At 71.4% G+C, this 16,351-nt stretch carries 15 protein-coding genes and 1 pseudogene; 12 read left to right on the forward strand and 4 right to left on the reverse strand.

From position 1 onward, the window contains the following. The first annotated feature begins 25 nt into the window (after positions 1-25). From ELX43_RS07860 to ELX43_RS07885, 5 genes are all read left to right on the forward strand, one after another. Complete coding sequence (locus tag ELX43_RS07860; RefSeq protein WP_127782885.1) at positions 26-727, forward strand: histidine phosphatase family protein; 702 nt, start codon at positions 26-28, stop codon at positions 725-727. Between the two features lie 76 nt (positions 728-803). Further along, entirely contained in the window at positions 804-1,397 is a 594-nt protein-coding gene (locus ELX43_RS07865; protein ID WP_127782886.1) for a DUF3090 domain-containing protein, read from the forward strand. A 14-nt stretch (positions 1,398-1,411) separates the two neighbouring features. After that, positions 1,412-2,290 carry an SCO1664 family protein gene (locus tag ELX43_RS07870; RefSeq protein ID WP_241249831.1) on the forward strand — a complete coding sequence of 293 codons (879 nt, stop codon included), beginning with the start codon at positions 1,412-1,414 and terminating at the stop codon, positions 2,288-2,290. Positions 2,291-2,342: 52 nt separating this feature from the next. Next, positions 2,343-3,494 (forward strand): DUF222 domain-containing protein, encoded by a 1,152-nt coding sequence (locus tag ELX43_RS07875; protein WP_127782888.1) that lies wholly within the window; start codon positions 2,343-2,345, stop codon positions 3,492-3,494. A gap of 223 nt (positions 3,495-3,717) precedes the next feature. Then, on the forward strand, positions 3,718-4,032 hold the full coding sequence (locus ELX43_RS07885; RefSeq protein ID WP_127782890.1) for a hypothetical protein: 315 nt from the start codon (positions 3,718-3,720) through the stop codon (positions 4,030-4,032). A gap of 70 nt (positions 4,033-4,102) precedes the next feature. Here ELX43_RS07885 and ELX43_RS07890 read toward each other — a convergent pair whose 3' ends face one another. From ELX43_RS07890 to ELX43_RS07900, 3 genes are read right to left on the reverse strand one after another with little or no spacing between them, the layout of a single operon-like run. Next, a complete protein-coding gene (locus ELX43_RS07890) occupies positions 4,103-5,257 on the reverse strand; it encodes a sulfotransferase (protein WP_127782891.1) in 1,155 nt (384 codons plus the stop codon). Next, entirely contained in the window at positions 5,254-6,042 is a 789-nt protein-coding gene (locus tag ELX43_RS07895) for an SDR family oxidoreductase (protein ID WP_206518140.1), read from the reverse strand. The genes ELX43_RS07890 and ELX43_RS07895 overlap by 4 nt, the downstream gene beginning before the upstream one ends. Further along, positions 6,039-6,500, reverse strand: a complete 462-nt coding sequence (locus tag ELX43_RS07900; protein WP_127782892.1) for a nuclear transport factor 2 family protein — start codon at positions 6,498-6,500, stop codon at positions 6,039-6,041. Before ELX43_RS07900 ends, ELX43_RS07895 begins: the two co-directional genes overlap by 4 nt. An 88-nt stretch (positions 6,501-6,588) precedes the next feature. On the opposite strand from ELX43_RS07900, the gene cysD reads away from it, so the two are divergent. The 6 genes and pseudogenes from cysD to ELX43_RS07925 all read left to right on the forward strand — a co-directional run bounded on the left by cysD (position 6,589) and on the right by ELX43_RS07925 (position 12,018). Continuing rightward, complete coding sequence (gene cysD / locus ELX43_RS07905; protein ID WP_127782893.1) at positions 6,589-7,500, forward strand: sulfate adenylyltransferase subunit CysD; 912 nt, start codon at positions 6,589-6,591, stop codon at positions 7,498-7,500. Further along, on the forward strand, positions 7,500-9,374 hold the full coding sequence (gene cysC / locus ELX43_RS07910) for an adenylyl-sulfate kinase (RefSeq protein WP_127782894.1): 1,875 nt from the start codon (positions 7,500-7,502) through the stop codon (positions 9,372-9,374). Before cysD ends, cysC begins: the two co-directional genes overlap by 1 nt. Then, positions 9,371-10,123 (forward strand): annotated as a pseudogene (locus ELX43_RS07915) (3'(2'),5'-bisphosphate nucleotidase CysQ); the annotation flags it as partial. The gene cysC and the pseudogene ELX43_RS07915, both read left to right, overlap by 4 nt. Before the next feature lie 118 nt (positions 10,124-10,241). After that, complete coding sequence (locus ELX43_RS07920; RefSeq protein ID WP_127782896.1) at positions 10,242-10,529, forward strand: DUF1905 domain-containing protein; 288 nt, start codon at positions 10,242-10,244, stop codon at positions 10,527-10,529. Positions 10,530-10,709: 180 nt separating this feature from the next. After that, on the forward strand, positions 10,710-10,847 hold the full coding sequence (locus ELX43_RS17610) for a hypothetical protein (protein ID WP_164860612.1): 138 nt from the start codon (positions 10,710-10,712) through the stop codon (positions 10,845-10,847). Then, positions 10,831-12,018: a N(5)-(carboxyethyl)ornithine synthase gene (locus ELX43_RS07925; RefSeq protein ID WP_127782897.1), complete on the forward strand. Its 1,188-nt coding sequence runs from the start codon at positions 10,831-10,833 to the stop codon at positions 12,016-12,018. The genes ELX43_RS17610 and ELX43_RS07925 overlap by 17 nt, the downstream gene beginning before the upstream one ends. Before the next feature lie 129 nt (positions 12,019-12,147). Here ELX43_RS07925 and ELX43_RS07930 read toward each other — a convergent pair whose 3' ends face one another. After that, positions 12,148-14,640, reverse strand: coding sequence for an ATP-dependent Clp protease ATP-binding subunit (locus ELX43_RS07930; protein WP_127782898.1), 2,493 nt, complete (start codon positions 14,638-14,640; stop codon positions 12,148-12,150). Positions 14,641-14,856: 216 nt separating this feature from the next. Between ELX43_RS07930 and ELX43_RS07935 the strand changes: the two genes are divergently transcribed. Then, complete coding sequence (locus ELX43_RS07935; RefSeq protein WP_127784760.1) at positions 14,857-16,305, forward strand: DHA2 family efflux MFS transporter permease subunit; 1,449 nt, start codon at positions 14,857-14,859, stop codon at positions 16,303-16,305. The last annotated feature ends 46 nt before the right edge of the window (positions 16,306-16,351 follow it).

Below are 16,351 nucleotides of genomic sequence, written 5' to 3' on the forward strand. Positions count from 1 at the left end.
GGCGGCCGGGTCCTAGGGTGGTCGCATGACGGTCATCCTGCTGCGCCACGGCCGCTCCACCGCGAACACCGCCGGGGTGCTCGCCGGGCGCAGCGAGGGCGTGGCGCTGGACGAGAAGGGCACCGCGCAGGCCGAGGCATTGGTGCAGCGGCTCGCCGAGCTGCCCATCACCGCCATCGTCACCTCCCCGCTGCTGCGCTGCCAGCAGACGGTGGCCCCGCTCGCCGCCGCCCGCGGCCTGCACCCACGCTCCGAGGAGCGCCTGGCCGAGGTGGACTACGGCGAGTGGACCGGCCAGGAGCTGAAGAACCTGGTGTCCGAGCCGCTGTGGAAGGTGGTGCAGCAGCACCCCTCGGCGGCGGTGTTCCCCAACGGGGAGGGCCTGGCGCAGGTGCAGGCTCGAGCGGTGGCCGCGGTCCGTGAGCACGACGCCGCGCTGGCCGCCGAGCACGGCGCTGACGTGCTGTGGGTGGCGTGCACCCACGGTGACGTCATCAAGTCGGTGCTGGCGGACGCGTTGGGCACGCACCTGGACTCCTTCCAGCGCATCGTCGCCGACCCGTGCTCGGCGAGCGTCGTCCGCTACACCGACACGCGGCCGTTCGTGCTGCGCAGCAACGACACCGGGGGAGACTTGTCCAGCATCACCCCGCCCAAGAAGGCCGCCGAGGGCGAGGCCGCGCCGGCTCCTGCCGACGCGGTGGTCGGCGGAGGCACGGGCGGGTGAGCGCCGTGCCCGCACGCCTGGAGCACCGGTCCCTGGTGTGCCGATCCAGAGTGATTCACCTAGTGTCGGAGTTGCCATGTCACGAGTAATCCACGTCTTCCGCAACCCAGACCGGTTCATTGTCGGCACTGTCGGTGAGCCCGGTGACCGCGCCTTCTACCTGCAGGCTGTGCAGGAGGGCCGGCTCATCAGCGTGCTCCTGGAGAAGCAGCAGGTGCAGGTGCTGGCGGAGCGCATCATCGCGCTGCTGGAGGAGGTGCACCGCCGCTTCGGCGCCGAGCTGCCCGACGACGACCCCATCGTGGAGGACCTCGAGCCGCTGGCGGTGCCGGTGGACGAGGAGTTCCGGGTGGGCACCATGGGGCTGGGCTGGGACGCCGACGCGAGCTGCGTGGTGGTGGAGCTGCTGGCCGTCACCGAGGGTGAGGTGGACGAGTCGGTGGTGCTCGACGACACCGACGAGGGCCCCGACTCCGTGCGGGTGTTCCTCTCCGCCGAGCAGGCCCGGGACTTCGCCGCGCGCGCCGAGCTGGTCATCAGCGCCGGGCGGCTGCCCTGCCCGCTGTGCAACGAGCCGCTGGACCCCGAGGGGCACGTGTGCGTGCGCACCAACGGGTACCGCCGCGGCGTGGGCATCGCGCCGTCGGCCGGCGAACCCAGCCAGGACTGATCACGACCGTGCAGGTGCACGACCCAGCCACGCTCGAGCTGCTGCGCGCCGGAAAGCTCGAGATCCTCGGCCGCATCGTGGAGGCGAGCAACGCCACGCTGCTGTGCTCGGTGGAGCTCGACGGCGTCACCGGCCACTGCGTGTACAAGCCGGTGCAGGGCGAGCGACCCTTGTGGGACTTTCCGGACGGTACGCTGGCCGGCCGCGAGGTGGCCTCGTACCTGGTGTCGGCGGCCAGCGGCTGGGGGGTGGTGCCGCCGACCGTGCTGCGCGACGGGCCGTTCGGCTCCGGGATGGTGCAGCTGTGGATCGACACGCCTGCGGCCAGCATCTCCGACGACGAGGACTCCGGTGCTGGGTCCGGCTCGGCGGCTGGTTCTGGATCGGCTGCGCACCGCGAGCACGTGGAGCAGGTGAGCGACCTGGTGGAGCTGTGCCCGCCCGGGGCGGTGCCGCAGGGGTGGATGCCCATCTTGCGGGCGCAGGACTACTCCGGGGAGATGGTGGTGCTCGCGCACGCCGATCACCCCGGGCTGCGCCGGATGGCCGTGCTGGACGTGGTGCTCAACAACGCCGACCGCAAGGGTGGGCACGTGCTCGCCGGGCTGGACGGCGGGGTTTACGGCGTGGACCACGGCATCTGCCTGCACAGCGAGCCCAAGCTGCGGACCGTGCTGTGGGGCTGGGCAGGGGAGCCCATCGGTGACGAGGCGGTGGAGATGCTGTCGAAGCTGGCCAGCCTGCTGGAGGGCGAGCTGGCCGACCAGCTGGACGAGCACCTGACCATCGCCGAGGTGCAGGCGCTGCGCACGCGGGTGCGCCGGTTGCTCGCCACGCGGGTGATGCCGGAGCCGTCCGGGATGCGTCCGGCGATTCCCTGGCCTGCGTTCTAGCGGCTTTCGCGGTTTCCCTGAGGTTGTCGGGGGTTGTTCGTATCGTTCGAACATGAGTTCGAACGGTGTAGCGGAGGACCTCCCTGACGAGGTCGCCTCCTTGCTGGCCGAGCACGCCTCAGTCGTGGGCCGGCTGCAGCAGGTGCCGCTGGCCGGTCTGTCCGATGCTGGGGTGTTGACGGTGTGCCGTGAGGTGGAGCGGGTGCACCGGATGAAGCTGACGGTCGATCATCGGTTGATCGTGGAGATGGAGTGCCGTTCCCTGGCCACGGTGTTCCTGGCCCGCGGGACGGCGGGGTTGCTGTCGGAGGTGCTGCACCTGGACGTGCAGGAAGCGCGAGCGCGGGTGCGAGCCGCCTTGGTGCGGGGTCCTCGGACGTCCTTCACCGGTGAAGACCTCGGACCAGCCCATCCCGCGTGCGCTGTCGCTGAAGCCGAGGGGGCGATCTCGCCGCGGCATGCCGACATCGTCGCCAAGACGCTGCACGACCTGCCTGCCTCGTTGGACGCCGAGACCATCGGCCTGGCCGAGCAGACGCTGGCTGCGCACGCCTGCGCGTTGCGGCCCTCCGAGCTGGCCAAGGCCGCTGAGCGACTGGTGGCCTACCTCGATCCCGATGGGCGGGAAACCTCCGAGGTGGATCGGGCCCGGCGGCGCGGGTTCACCATCGGCCGGCAGCGCCCGGATGGGATGAGTCGCATCAGTGGTGAGCTAGACCCGATGACACGCGCTCTGGTGGACGCCGCCTTCTCCGCCGCCGCCCGGCCGGTGTCGGAAGATGGGACTCCGGATCCGCGGAGTGCCGCCCAGCGCAACCACGACGCGCTGGCCACGCTGTGCCGCAACGCCCTCGCCTCCGGCGAGCTGCCGAGCAACCGTGGCCTGCCGGCGACGGTGGTGGTCACCATGGGACTGGCGGACCTGGAGCGCCGGGCGGGCACGGCCGGTACCGCGTCCGGCGGGACCGTGCCGGTGCGTGACGTGCTGCGCATGGCCGCTGATGCGAAGTGGCTGCCCTGCGTGCTCGACTCCACCGGACAAGTCCTACACCTCGGTCAGGGGCAACGACTCGCCTCACCGGCCCAACGCCTGGCCCTGTATGCCCGCGACCGCGGCTGCACCCGGCCCGGCTGCGAGATGCCTGCGCAGTGGCCCGAGTTCACCACCTGCACGAGTGGCAACACGGCGGCCCCACCGACCTAGCGAATCTCGCGCTCGTCTGCCCGTTCGACCACCGGCTCATCACCCACGAAGGCTTCACCGTCCGCATGGGCACCAGCGGCCGCATCGAGTGGATCGCGCCCAGACACGTTGACCCACAACAGGTTCCACGCACCAACCCGATCCACCACCCACCCGACCTCAGCGACGCCGACCCGCCGCCCCAGCAGTCGAGGACCAGCTGGCGGCCTGGCACGATCAGGGCATGACCGTGCTCGAGCTCTCGGACGAGTGGTGGAGCCGCGATGGTCCGTTGGCAGCGGACAACTTTGCTGCGGTGCTTCGCGAGATCGAGCGGGAGCTGAGTCCCGACCACCCGCTGGCGGGTCAGGTCGTGCGGGTGGAGGCACGCTTCGGGCCGTCCGACGACGTCATCGTCAGCCTGGTTGACGGCGGGTTCGCTCTGGTCCACCCGACGTGGTCGGGTCACGTCGAGCCGTCGCCGTGCCCAGACACGACCTACCTCGGGGACGCGGCAAAGGCCTCGCAGGCGATCGCGGAGTGGGAGCGGTGGTGGTGAGGTGAGCCTCGTCCCCAGTCGGGCCGGTGCAGGACGCTACACCGGCCCGACCTCGGGAGAGCCCCGCTGATCAGCTGCGCCGCGCGTACCGGGCGAAGCGGGCGTCGATGTCGGCCTCGGTGAGCCCGAAGTCGGACAGCTTGTAGCGGTGCGACGGCGTGCGCGGCCCGCTGGTGCTCTCCGCGTGCATGTCCTGCTGCGCCTTCCGCGCCTCGTCGCTGAGGGTGATGCCGAAGTGGCGGTAGATGCCCTCCACCGTGCCCAGCGCGTCCCCGACGAAGTCCTCGTAGTAGACGTCGCAGAACTGCGCCGGATCGGCCTTGGCCCGCGCCTCGGTGAACGCATCCAGCCCCCGTGCCCACAGGTCCACCTGGTCGCGCCCGATCAGCTGGTCGGTGAACTTGTCCGACCACCCCTGCGCCGCCTGCGCGCTGAGGCTGCACGAGGACGGGATCGCCGTCCGCGGGTCGCGGTGCGTCTGGACGATGAGCGCGTCCGGGTACACCTCCAGCAGCGCGTCCAGGGCGAACAGGTGGCTGGGGTTCTTCAGCACCCACCGCCGGTCCGTGTCGTTCAGCCCGATCAGCTGCAGGTTCTTGCGGTGTCGGGCGTAGGCCGACGTCCAGCTCTGCTCCGCCAGCCACTGCGAGTACGTCGGGATGTGTGCCAGCGACTCGTAGGACACCGACTGCATCGACTGCCGCAGCAGCTGCCAGCACTCCTCCACCTCGCTGGCGGACATGTAGTGCACGCCCATGAACTCCGGGCGCTCCACGTGGTGCTGGCTGAACGCGGCCTCGATGCCCTGGAACACCGGGTTGTCCGCCCACGTCTGGCGCGGCGGTCGCGGCTGCGGGAACTCCGTCAGCCACATCTCCGGGCCCTGGTGGCCGGGGTCGGCGGTGAGCAGCCGGTGCAGCGCCGTGGTGCCGGTGCGCGGCAGCCCGGTGACGAAGATCGGCCGCTCGATGGCCACGTCGGCGTGCTGCGGGTTCTTCTTCCAGGCGTCCTCGCTGAGCAGCCGGGCCACCAGCGCGCCGCGCAGGAACACCCGCGCGACCTTGGAGCCCAGCGGGGTCAGCTCCGCCTCGGTGATGTAGGAGTCCAGCAGGACCCGCAGCCCCTCCAGGTAGCCCTGGTCGCCGAAGTCGTCCAGCCCGGTCAACCGGGACGCCGAGGCGTGCAGGTCCTCGACGGTGCCGACGGTGGTGTGCGGTGCGGTCACGGGTGGAACTCCCCACAGTTGACGTCCAGTGTCTGTCCGGTGATGGCCCGGGCCATCGGCGACGCCAGGAACACCACGGCGTCGGCGATCTCGTCCGGCTCGGGCAGCTTGCGCAGGTCCATCGCCGCGGCGGTCTCGTCGTAGACCTGCTGCACCGGCACGCCGCGCTTGCCGGCCAGGTGGTCGAAGTACCACTTGAGGCTGTCGGCCCAGATCCAGCCGGGCGCCACGGTGTTCACCCGGATGCCGCGCGGACCCAGCTCGGTGGCCAGGCTCTGCGAGGCCGCAAGCAGCGCGGCCTTGGTGATCTTGTACGGCCCGTACGGCGCCTGGGTGTGCCGGATGACCGAGGAGTTGATCATCACCACCGCGCCCTTGCTCTCGGCCAGGGCCGGCACGAACAGCTTGGTCAGCCGCAGCCCACCCAGCACGGTCACCTCGAACGCCGCGCGGATCGCCTCGAAGTCCACGTCGGCCAGCTTCTTCATCGGCGGCATGCCGAAGGCGTTGTTCACCAGCACGTCCACCCGGCCGAACTTGTCCAGCGACGCCTGCACCAACCCTGCGGCGGAGCTGTCGTCGGTGATGTCGGTGCGCACGGTCAGCACCTCGCGGCCCAGCTCGCGGACCTCCTTGGCCACCTCGTCCAGGCGCGACTGCGTGCGCGCGGCCAGCACCAGGTCGGCACCGGCCGCCGCGCTCTGCAGGGCGATGGAGCGGCCGAGCCCGGGGCCGACGCCGGAGACCACCACGACCTTGTCGGCCAGCACCCCCGCGGTGCTCACTTGCGGTCCGCCCAGCGGTTGACGGTGAGCGCGAAGCTGGGCACGTCGTCGGTGGACATCGTCGCCTCGTAGGTGCGCACGTAGCCGGTGGAGCTGATCCACCACTGGCCGTCCTCGCCCCGGACGTAGGTGTCGGTGTAGAACGCCGCGCCCTGCAGGATGAACTTGTACTTCGGCACGATCACCCGGTCCTGCAGGTACCAGGTGCCGGTGGCGGTGTCGCCGTCGACGTCGATCTCGGGGTGACCGACGTGGTGCTCGGTGATGCTGTTGCGGTCCAGGGACTTGCGCATGAACGCCAGGATCTCCTCGCGCCCGGTGAAGGTCAGCTTGTGCCCGTAGGCGGCGTCGGCGTCCGGGGTGAGCGTCGACTCCAGCAGGTCGAAGTCCTTGGTGTCGACGGCACGCAGGTAGCGGTACTTCAGGCGCTTGATCTCTTCCAGCGTTTCCAGGTCCATTCGGCGACACTAGAACTTATTCTAGTTTTGTGCCAGTGTTTCCAGCCATGACCTTCGACCCTCGCTCCGCCAGAGGGGGACACCCCCTGTGAGCAGCACCTACGAGCTGACCCACCTGCAGGCGCTGGAGGCCGAGGCGGTGCACATCTTCCGCGAGGTCGCCGCCGTCTTCGAGCGCCCCGGCCTGCTGTTCTCCGGCGGCAAGGACTCCGTCGTCATGCTGCACCTGGCTACCCGTGCGTTCTGGCCGGCGCCGGTGCCGTTCCCGGTGATGCACGTGGACACCGGGCACAACTTCGACGAGGTGCTGGAGTTCCGCGACCGCACCGTGGCCGACCTGGGCCTGCGCCTGGTGGTGGCCAGCGTGCAGGACGACATCGACGCCGGGCGCAGCGTGGAGGAGACCGGCCCGCGGGCCAGCCGCAACCGGCTGCAGATCGCCACCCTGCTCCGCGGCATCGCGGAGAACCGCTTCGACGCGGCCTTCGGCGGGGCGCGGCGCGACGAGGAGAAGGCCCGCGCCAAGGAGCGGGTGTTCAGCTTCCGCGACGAGTTCGGCCAGTGGGACCCGCGCAACCAGCGCCCCGAGCTGTGGAGCCTGTACAACGGCCGCCACCACCGCGGCGAGCACATCCGGGTGTTCCCGCTGTCCAACTGGACCGAGCTGGACATCTGGCAGTACATCCACGAGCAGCAGATCCCATTGCCGTCGATCTACTTCGCCCACCGCCGCCCGGTGGTCGAGCGCGACGGCATGCTGCTCGCCGTCACCCGCCACCTCACGCTGCTGCCCGGCGAGCAGCCCTTCGAGGCCCAGGTGCGCTTCCGCACCGTCGGCGACGCCACCGGCACCGGCTGCGTGGAGTCCGACGCCACCACCACCGCGGCCGTGGTGGCCGAGGTGGCCGCCACCCGCGTCACCGAGCGCGGGGCCACCCGCGCCGACGACCGCATCTCCGAGGCCGGGATGGAAGACCGCAAGAAGGACGGGTACTTCTGATGCCGCAGCTGCTCCGCATCGCCACCGCAGGCAGCGTCGACGACGGCAAGTCGACGCTCATCGGGCGACTGCTCTACGACTCCAAGGCCATCTTCACCGACCAGCTCGAGGCGGTCGCCCAGACCAGCCGCGACCGCGGCTCGGCCACGCCGGACCTGGCGCTGCTCACCGACGGCCTGCGCGCCGAGCGGGAGCAGGGCATCACCATCGACGTGGCCTACCGCTACTTCGCCACGCCCCGGCGCAAGTTCATCATCGCCGACACCCCCGGGCACGTGCAGTACACCCGCAACATGGTCACCGGTGCCTCCACCGCCGACCTGGCGATGATCCTCATCGACGCCCGCAAGGGGGTGCTGGAGCAGACCCGCCGGCACGCCTTCCTCTCCACCCTGCTGGGCATCCCGCACCTGGTGCTGTGCGTCAACAAGATGGACCTGGTCGACTGGTCGCAGGAGCGCTTCGAGGAGATCCGCGAGGAGTTCCGCGTCTTCGCGATGAAGCTCGACGTGGCGGACCTGACGTTCATCCCGATGTCGGCGCTGCAGGGCGACAACATCGTGAACCGCTCCACCAGCATGGACTGGTACGAGGGCGCCTCGCTGCTGCACCACCTGGAGGAGGTGACGTCGTCGTCGGACCGCAACCTCATCGACGCACGCTTCCCGGTGCAGTACGTGATCCGGCCGCAGAACCTGGACGGCTCGAGCGGGGCAGCAACGGACGACCCCGAGCTGCACGACCATCGCAGCTACGCCGGCACCGTGGCCGGGGGAGTGTTCCGCCCCGGTGACGAGGTGACGGTGCTGCCGTCGGGCTTCAGCTCCACGGTGGACAAGATCTGGGGCCCGGGCGGGGTGCCGCTGGACGAGGCGTTCACCCCGGCGGCCGTGACCATGCAGCTGACCGACGACATCGACATCTCCCGCGGCGACCTGATCTGCCGTCCGGCCAACCGTCCGCACGTGGGCCAGGACGTCGACGCGATGCTGTGCTGGCTGACCGAGACGGCCGCGCTCACTCCGGGGGCCAAGTACACGATCCTGCACACCACCAAGGCCACCAAGGCCGTGGTGCGCCAGCTCGACTACCGGCTCGACGTCAACACCCTGCACCGGGACGAGTCAGCAACAGCGTTGTCGCTCAACGAGATCGGCCGGGTGCGGCTGCGCACCCAGGCGCCGCTGCTCTTCGACGCCTACCGCCGCAACCGCGACACCGGCAGCTTCATCCTGATCGACGACGCCACCAACGCCACGGTGGCTGCGGGCATGATCACCGGCCCGTCGCTGCCGCAGGCGCAGGTGGTGTGGCACTCCGCCGCGGTGGAGCGCACCGACCGCAGCACCCGCGGGATGACCGTGTGGATCACCGGGCTGTCCGGCTCGGGCAAGTCCTCGGTGGCGGTGGAGCTGGAGCGCCGGCTGGTGGCGGCCGGACACCCCGCCTACCTGCTGGACGGTGACAACCTGCGCCACGGCCTCAACGCCGACCTCGGGTTCTCCGACGCCGACCGCGCGGAGAACGTGCGCCGGGTGGGCGAGGTGGCGGTGCTGCTGGCCGACGCCGGCGTGGTGTCGGTGGTGTCGCTGATCAGCCCGTTCCGGGCCGACCGCGCCAAGGCCCGCGCCGCGCACGAGGCCGCGGGACTGCCGTTCGTGGAGGTCTTCGTGGACACCCCGCTGGCCACCTGCGAGGAGCGGGACCCCAAGGGCATGTACGCCAAGGCTCGGGCGGGGGAGATCATCGGCTTCACCGGCATCGACTCGCCCTACGAGGCGCCGCAGTCACCCGACCTGCTGCTGCGCCCGGAGGACGGCGCGCCCGCGGACATGGCCGGCGCCATCCTCGACCTCGTGCTGGAGCAGCTGTGAACGACTCCCGACTGGCCGCGCAGATCGCCGAGGAGGCGGGGCAGCTGCTGCTGCAGGTCCGCGCCGAGGCCCCCGCTCACCTGACGCCCAAGCAGCTGGGCCAGCGCGGCGACAAGCTGGCCAACGAGATGCTGCTGCGGCGACTGGCGCAGCTGCGACCGGACGATGCGGTGCTGTCGGAGGAGTCGGCCGACAGCCCGCAGCGGCTGAGCAGCGACCGGGTGTGGATCATCGATCCGCTGGACGGCTCCCGGGAGTTCGGCCTGCCCGACCACGACGACTGGGCGGTGCACGTGGCGCTGTGGCAGCGCAGCGCCGGAACCGAGCGAGCCGGGATCACCGCTGCGGCCGTGGCGCAGCCCGCGCTGGGTGCGGTGTACGCCGACGACGACGCGGTGCTGGCCGGCTCCGGCGCGGCCGGCTCGGGTCCGCGGATCCTGGTGAGCGCCAGCCGTCCCCCGGTGTTCGCGGCCGCGATGGCGCAGGCGGTGGGTGGCGAGCTGGTGACCATGGGCTCGGCCGGCGCCAAGGCGATGGCGGTGCTGCGTGGTGACGCCGAGGCCTACGTGCACGCCGGTGGGCAGTGGGAGTGGGACTCCGCGGCCCCGGTGGGCGTGGTGCTCGCCGCAGGGCTGCACGCCTCCCGCGTGGACGGATCGCCGCTGCGCTACAACGAGGCGCACCCGTACCTGCCGGACCTGCTGATCTGTCGGCCGGAGCTGGCGCAGCCGCTGCTGTCAGCGATCGCGGCAGCGGGCTAGCCGCCGGCTTCGGGGCCCGGGGGCTCGGGGGCTCGGGGGCTCGGGCGATGAGTTCGGCGCCGTTCCACGGTCTGCACCAGTAGACCCCGGTGGAAGGGCGGTTGTCATGAGCACCGTTGCGCGTCCCCTGGACAAGTGGTTCACCGCCACCCTGCAGCAGAGCCCGGGCAAGGGTGGGTGGACGTACGTGGTGATGCCCGACTCGGCGGGCTTCTTCGGCACCCGCGGGCTGGTGAAGGTGCGCGGCACCATGGACGAGCGGCCGTTCGAGAGCGCGTTCATGGCGCTCGGCGACGGCACGCACAAGCTGCCGGTGCGGGCGGAGCTGCGGCGGGCCATCGGCAAGAGCGCCGGGCAGGACGTGGCGGTGCACCTGTGCGAGCGCCTGTCCTGACTTGGTGGTACTTGCAGTACCCCACCGCGCCCGGCCCGCGTCTGCAACCGCTACCAAGCGGGCTGGCACCGCGAGTCGTCCGCCGTCCGAGCCGCGCGACGACCTCACGCTGACGATTGCACCGTTGCCGTACGGTCAGGCCAACGGGACCGCTCAGGTTCCCAATCTAGGGGTCATCCCATGTCTGACAAGTCGCCCCGCACCACCATGTCGAAGAAGTCCGGCAAGTCGCTGAAAGAGAAGCGCGCCGACAAGAAGACGAAGGCCGACAACGCAAACGCAGCCGTCGAGGTGACGGCCAATGTCAAGAAACGCTGACCGGCCCCCCACCACTGAGCTGCTCTCCCTGGGCGTCCTGGCGCACTCCCGCAAGCCCGACGAGCGGCGCCTGCCCATCCATCCCGCGCACCTCGCCCGGATCGACCCTGACCTGCGCGCACGGATCTACCTCGAGCACGGGTACGGCGAGCCCTTCGGCATCACCGACGACGAGCTGGCGCGCGACATCGCGGGAATGCGCTCGCGCGCCGAGCTGATCGCCAGCTCCGACGTGATCCTGCTGCCCAAGGTGCAGGCCGCCGACCTCGCGGAGATGCGCACCGGGCAGGTGATCTGGGGATGGCCGCACTGCGTGCAGGACACCGCGCTCACCGAGCAGGCCGTCGCGCAGCGGCTGACCCTCATCGCGTTCGAGGCGATGAATCACTGGACCAAGGACGGTGGGTTCAGCCTGCACGTGTTCCACAAGAACAACGAGCTGGCCGGGTACAGCTCCGTGCTGCACGCGATGCAGCTGGCGGGGCTGACCGGTGACTACGGTCGCCGGCTGCGGGCCACGGTGATCGGCTTCGGCGCCACGGCCCGCGGGGCAATCACCGCGCTCAGCGCGCACGGGGTGGACGACGTGCGGGTGATGACCAACCGGGAGGTGGCCGCGGTCGGCTCGCCGATCCACTCGGTGGACATCGTGCAGTTCGAGCACGACTCCACGGACCCGCACCGCAGCTACGCCAACACCGTGGACGGCCGGGTGCCGCTGGCGCCCTTCCTGGCCGAGAACGACATCGTGGTCAACTGCGTCCTGCAGGACACCGCGGCGCCGTTGACCTTCCTGCTCGAGGAGGACCTCGCGGCGTTCGCGCCCGGCAGCCTGGTGGTGGACGTCTCCTGCGACGAGGGGATGGGCTTCAGCTGGGCTCGACCGACGTCGTTCGCCGAGCCGACGTTCCTGGTGGGCGACCACGTGCAGTACTACGCGGTGGACCACAGCCCGTCGTACCTGTGGCACTCCGCGACGTGGGAGATCAGCCTGGCGCTGCTGCCGCACCTGCGCACGGTGCTCAGCGGGCAGGAGTCCTGGGACGCCGAGCAGACCATCAGCCGGGCGATCGAGATCCGCGACGGGGTGATCCAGAACCCGGCGATCCTGGCGTTCCAGCACCGCGACGCGGATTTCCCGCACGCCGTGGTGCAGCCGGTCTGCGTCTAGCCGGACCGCTTGGGGGTACTTGCAGTACCCCCACCGCGGCGCACGGTGGTACTTGCAGACGCCCCAACAGAGAACGGCCGGCACCCCGCGAAGGGTGCCGGCCGCTTTCGCATCAGCGTGCGGAGGCGCTCAGCCCGCCAGCGCCAGCGCGTGGCTGGACACCGCAGCCGTCGCCACGGGCTCGACGGTGAGCTCGCCGTCCACCACGTCCACCCGCACCGCGCCACCGGCGGTCACCGCGTCGTCCACCAGCAGGTCGGCGATGCGGTCGTCGACCTCGCGCTGGATGGTCCGCCGCAGCGGGCGGGCGCCGAACTCCGGCTCGTGGCCGTGCTCGGCGATCCAGTCCACCGCCGCCGGCGTGAGCTCCAGGCTGATGTCCAGCCCGGCCAGCCGGCTGCGGGTGGCGCCCAGCAGCAGGTCGGTGATCTGGCGCAGCTGCTCCAGCTCCAGCTTGGCGAACACCACGATCTCGTCGATGCGGTTGAGGAACTCCGGGCGGAAGCTCTCCCGCAGCCGGCCCATCAGCCGCTCGCGCACCTTGGTGCCCTCCCGCTGCTGAGCCTCGGTGGCGAAGCCGATGCCACCGGAGCGGCTGGAGATGATGTCCGAGCCGAGGTTGCTGGTCATGATCAGCACGGTGTTCTTGAAGTCCACCGTCCGGCCCTGCCCGTCGGTCAGGCGCCCGTCGTCGAGCACCTGCAGCAGGATGTTGAACACGTCCGGGTGCGCCTTCTCCACCTCGTCCAGCAGCACCACCGAGTACGGGCGACGCCGCACGGCCTCGGTCAGCTGCCCGGCCTCGTCGTAGCCGACGTAACCGGGAGGCGACCCGACCAGGCGGCTGACGTTGTGCCGCTCACCGAACTCGCTCATGTCCAGCCGGATCATGCTGTCCTCGTCGCCGAACAGCGAGGTGGCCAGTGCCTTGGCCAGCTCGGTCTTGCCCACGCCGGTGGGGCCCAGGAACAGGAAGCTGCCCACCGGGCGGTTGCCGTCGCCCATGCCGGTCCGGCTGCGCCGCACCGCCCTGGCGATGGCGTGCACCGCGTCGTCCTGGCCGATCACCCGCTGGTGCAGCTCGTCCTCCAGCCGGCGCAGCCGCTCCTTGTCGTGCGCGCTCACCTGGTTCACCGGGATGCCGGTGGCACGGGCGAGCACGTCGGCGATCTGGTCGGCGCCCACCTCGTGGGAGGGCTCCTCGGCCGAGGCGCCGGCGATCGTCACCTCCAGCGCGGCGATCTCGTCGCGCAGGGCGGAGGCGCGCTCGTAGTCCTCGGTGGCCACCGAGCGGTCCTTCTCCTGGGTCAGCCGCGCCAGCTTCTGCTCCAGCTCGGCCACCGGGCTGTTGCTGCGCCGCAGCCGCAGCCGAGCACCGGCCTGGTCGATCAGGTCGATCGCCTTGTCCGGCAGGTGGCGGTCGGGCAGGTACCGGTCGGAGAGCTCCACCGCGGCCACGACGGCCTCGTCGGTGTAGCGCACCTCGTGGTGCTCCTCGTAGCGGCCCTGCAGCCCCCGCAGGATGGTGATGGCGTCGGCCACGCTGGGCTCGTCCACCTTGACCGGCTGGAAGCGGCGCTCCAGCGCGGGGTCCTTCTCGATGCGCCGGTACTCGCTCAGGGTGGTGGCACCCACCAGGTGCAGCTCACCCCGGGCCAGCCGCGGCTTGAGGATGTTGCCGGCGTCCACCGCGCCGTCCGCGCCACCGGCGCCGACCACGGTGTGCACCTCGTCGATGAACACGATGACCTCGTCGCGGTGGGCGACGATCTCGTCGATCACCTTCTTCATCCGCTCCTCGAAGTCGCCCCGGTAGCGGGTGCCGGCGAGCATGCCGGAGATCTCCAGCGCCACCACGCGCTTGCCGTGCAGCAGCGGCGGGACGTCGCCGTCGACGATGCGCTGCGCGAGGCCCTCCACGATGGCGGTCTTGCCCACGCCCGCCTCACCGATGAGCACCGGGTTGTTCTTGGTGCGCCGGGACAGCACCTCGATGGTCTGCTCGATCTCCTCGGCGCGGCCGATCACCGGGTCCAGCTCGCCGGCGCGGGCCTGGGCGGTGAGGTCCAGCCCGTACTCGTCCAGCGTGGGCGTCTCGCTCTGCTCCTCGCCGGAGGCGTCGTGGTCGGTCTCCCCAGCCGCCACCTGCAGGGTCTGCGGGTTGGCGCCGCGGGCGGCCAGCAGCCGGCCGGCGGTGTTGGCCGGGTTGGCGGACAGGGCCAGCAGCACGTGCACCGGGTCGACGTAGGTGGAGCCCAGCGCGCGGGCGATCTGGTGGGCGGCCAGCAGCACGCGCTGGCTGGCCGGCCCCAGCGACGGAAGCGCGGCTGCGGGGCCGGTCATGCCCTGACGGGCCGGCAGCTGTGCCTCGACGTCGTTGCGCAGCTCCTCGACGTCCACGCCCACCCGGCGCAGCAGGGAGCTGGTGGGCTCCTGGCCGCTCAGCGCCCACAGCAGGTGCAGCGAGTCGACCTCGGGGTGGCCCTGCTCGACGGCGTGCTTGGCCGCGGCCTCGACCACCTGGTGCGACTGCTGGTTGAGCACCCGCGTGAGGTCGACCCGGCGGTTCGCGCCGAGCTCGCCCCCGAAACCTGAGCCGAAGAAGTCGTCAAAACCTGGCATGAAGTTCCTCTCTCACCACGGAGTGTCGGACACCCGGCTCCGCTTACTTGAGTCTTGCACTGTCAACTAACGTAGCAATCCCCAGCGCAATTCCCGTGCGACCCCGGCAGGCGTCAGCCGGCTCCCCGTCAGCAGGGGGATAGTGGCCTGACCAGCCCGAACCGGGGGGAGCGGACCCTGACGCAGCAGCACGGTGTGGACGAGCCGGGCCTGGCGATGGGCACGGCGGGCGGACGCTGGCTGCTGCTGGCCGCGATCGGCGGCTCCGGCATGGCCCTGCTGGACTCCACCGTGGTGAACGTCGCGCTGCCCCGGATCGGTACCGCGCTCGGCGCCGGCTTCGGCGGCCTGCAGTGGACCCTGAACGGCTACACGCTGATGCTCGCCTCGCTCATCCTGCTGGGCGGTGCGCTCGGGGACCGCTACGGCCGGCGCCGGGTGTTCCTGGTGGGGGTGGCCTGGTTCGCGGTGGCCTCGCTGTTGTGCGGCCTCGCGCTGAACGTGGAGATGCTGGTGGCCGCCCGGGCCCTGCAGGGCATCGGCGGCGCCCTGCTCACCCCCGGCAGCCTGTCGCTGATCTCGGCCAGCTTCCGGGCGTCCGACCGCGGCGCGGCGGTGGGGGCGTGGTCGGGCCTGGGCGGGGTGGCCGCGGCCGTCGGGCCGCTGGTCGGCGGCTGGCTGGTGGAGCAGGTGAGCTGGCGAGCGGTGTTCCTGGTCAACCTCCCGCTGGCCGCGCTGGTGCTGTGGGTGGGGGTGCGCCACGTGCCGGAGAGCCGCGACCCGCAGGCGCCCGGCCGGCTCGACCTCACCGGGGCGTTGCTCACCGTGGTCGGCCTCGCCGCGCTCACCTACGGGCTGATCGCCGTGCAGTGGGTCCCGGTGGTGGTGGGCCTGGTGGCGCTCGGGGCCTTCGTGGTGGTGGAGCGGCGCAGCCGGCACCCGCTGGTGCCGCTGGAGCTGTTCGCCTCGCGGCTGTTCACCGCGGCCAACCTGGTGACGCTGGCCGTCTACGCGGCGCTGGGCGGGGTGTTCTTCCTGCTGGTGCTGCAGCTGCAGGTGGTGGCGGGCTTCTCCCCGGTGGCGGCGGGGCTGGCGTTGCTGCCGGTGACCGCGCTGATGCTGGTGCTCTCCGCGCGCTCCGGGGCGCTGGCCCAGCGGATCGGCCCGCGGCTGCAGATGACGGTGGGCCCGCTGGTGGCCGCGGCCGGGCTGCTGCTCACCCTGCGCATCGGGCCGGGCTCGTCCTACCTGCGCGACGTGCTGCCCGCGGTGACGGTGTTCGGGCTGGGCCTGGCGTGCCTGGTGGCCCCGCTCACCGCCGCCGTGCTGGCCGCGGCACCGGCACACCTGGCCGGCACCGCGTCCGGGGTGAACAACGCGGTGGCCCGCACCGCCGGACTGCTGGCCGTGGCGGCGCTGCCCGCACTGGTGGGCCTCGGGGGAGCGGACTACCTGCAGCCGGCGGTGTTCGACCCCGGCTTCGACGCCGCGATGCTCATCTGCGCGGGCCTGCTCGGGGCCGGTGCCGTGGTGGCGCTGGTGCTGGTGCACGGCCGTCCCGAGGTGCGCCAGCCCAGCCCCGCCGTGCTGGCGGTGGACCGGAACCTGCAGTGCGGCGTGGACGGCCCGCCGGTGTGTCCCCGCGCGCCGCGGCAGAGCGAGTAGCCACGGTCGCTCGTCTGCTAGCCTCCCAACCAAGCACTTGCTAGGT

This window comes from Rhodococcus sp. X156 (assembly GCF_004006015.1).
In the GTDB taxonomy this organism is placed as follows: domain Bacteria; phylum Actinomycetota; class Actinomycetes; order Mycobacteriales; family Mycobacteriaceae; genus X156.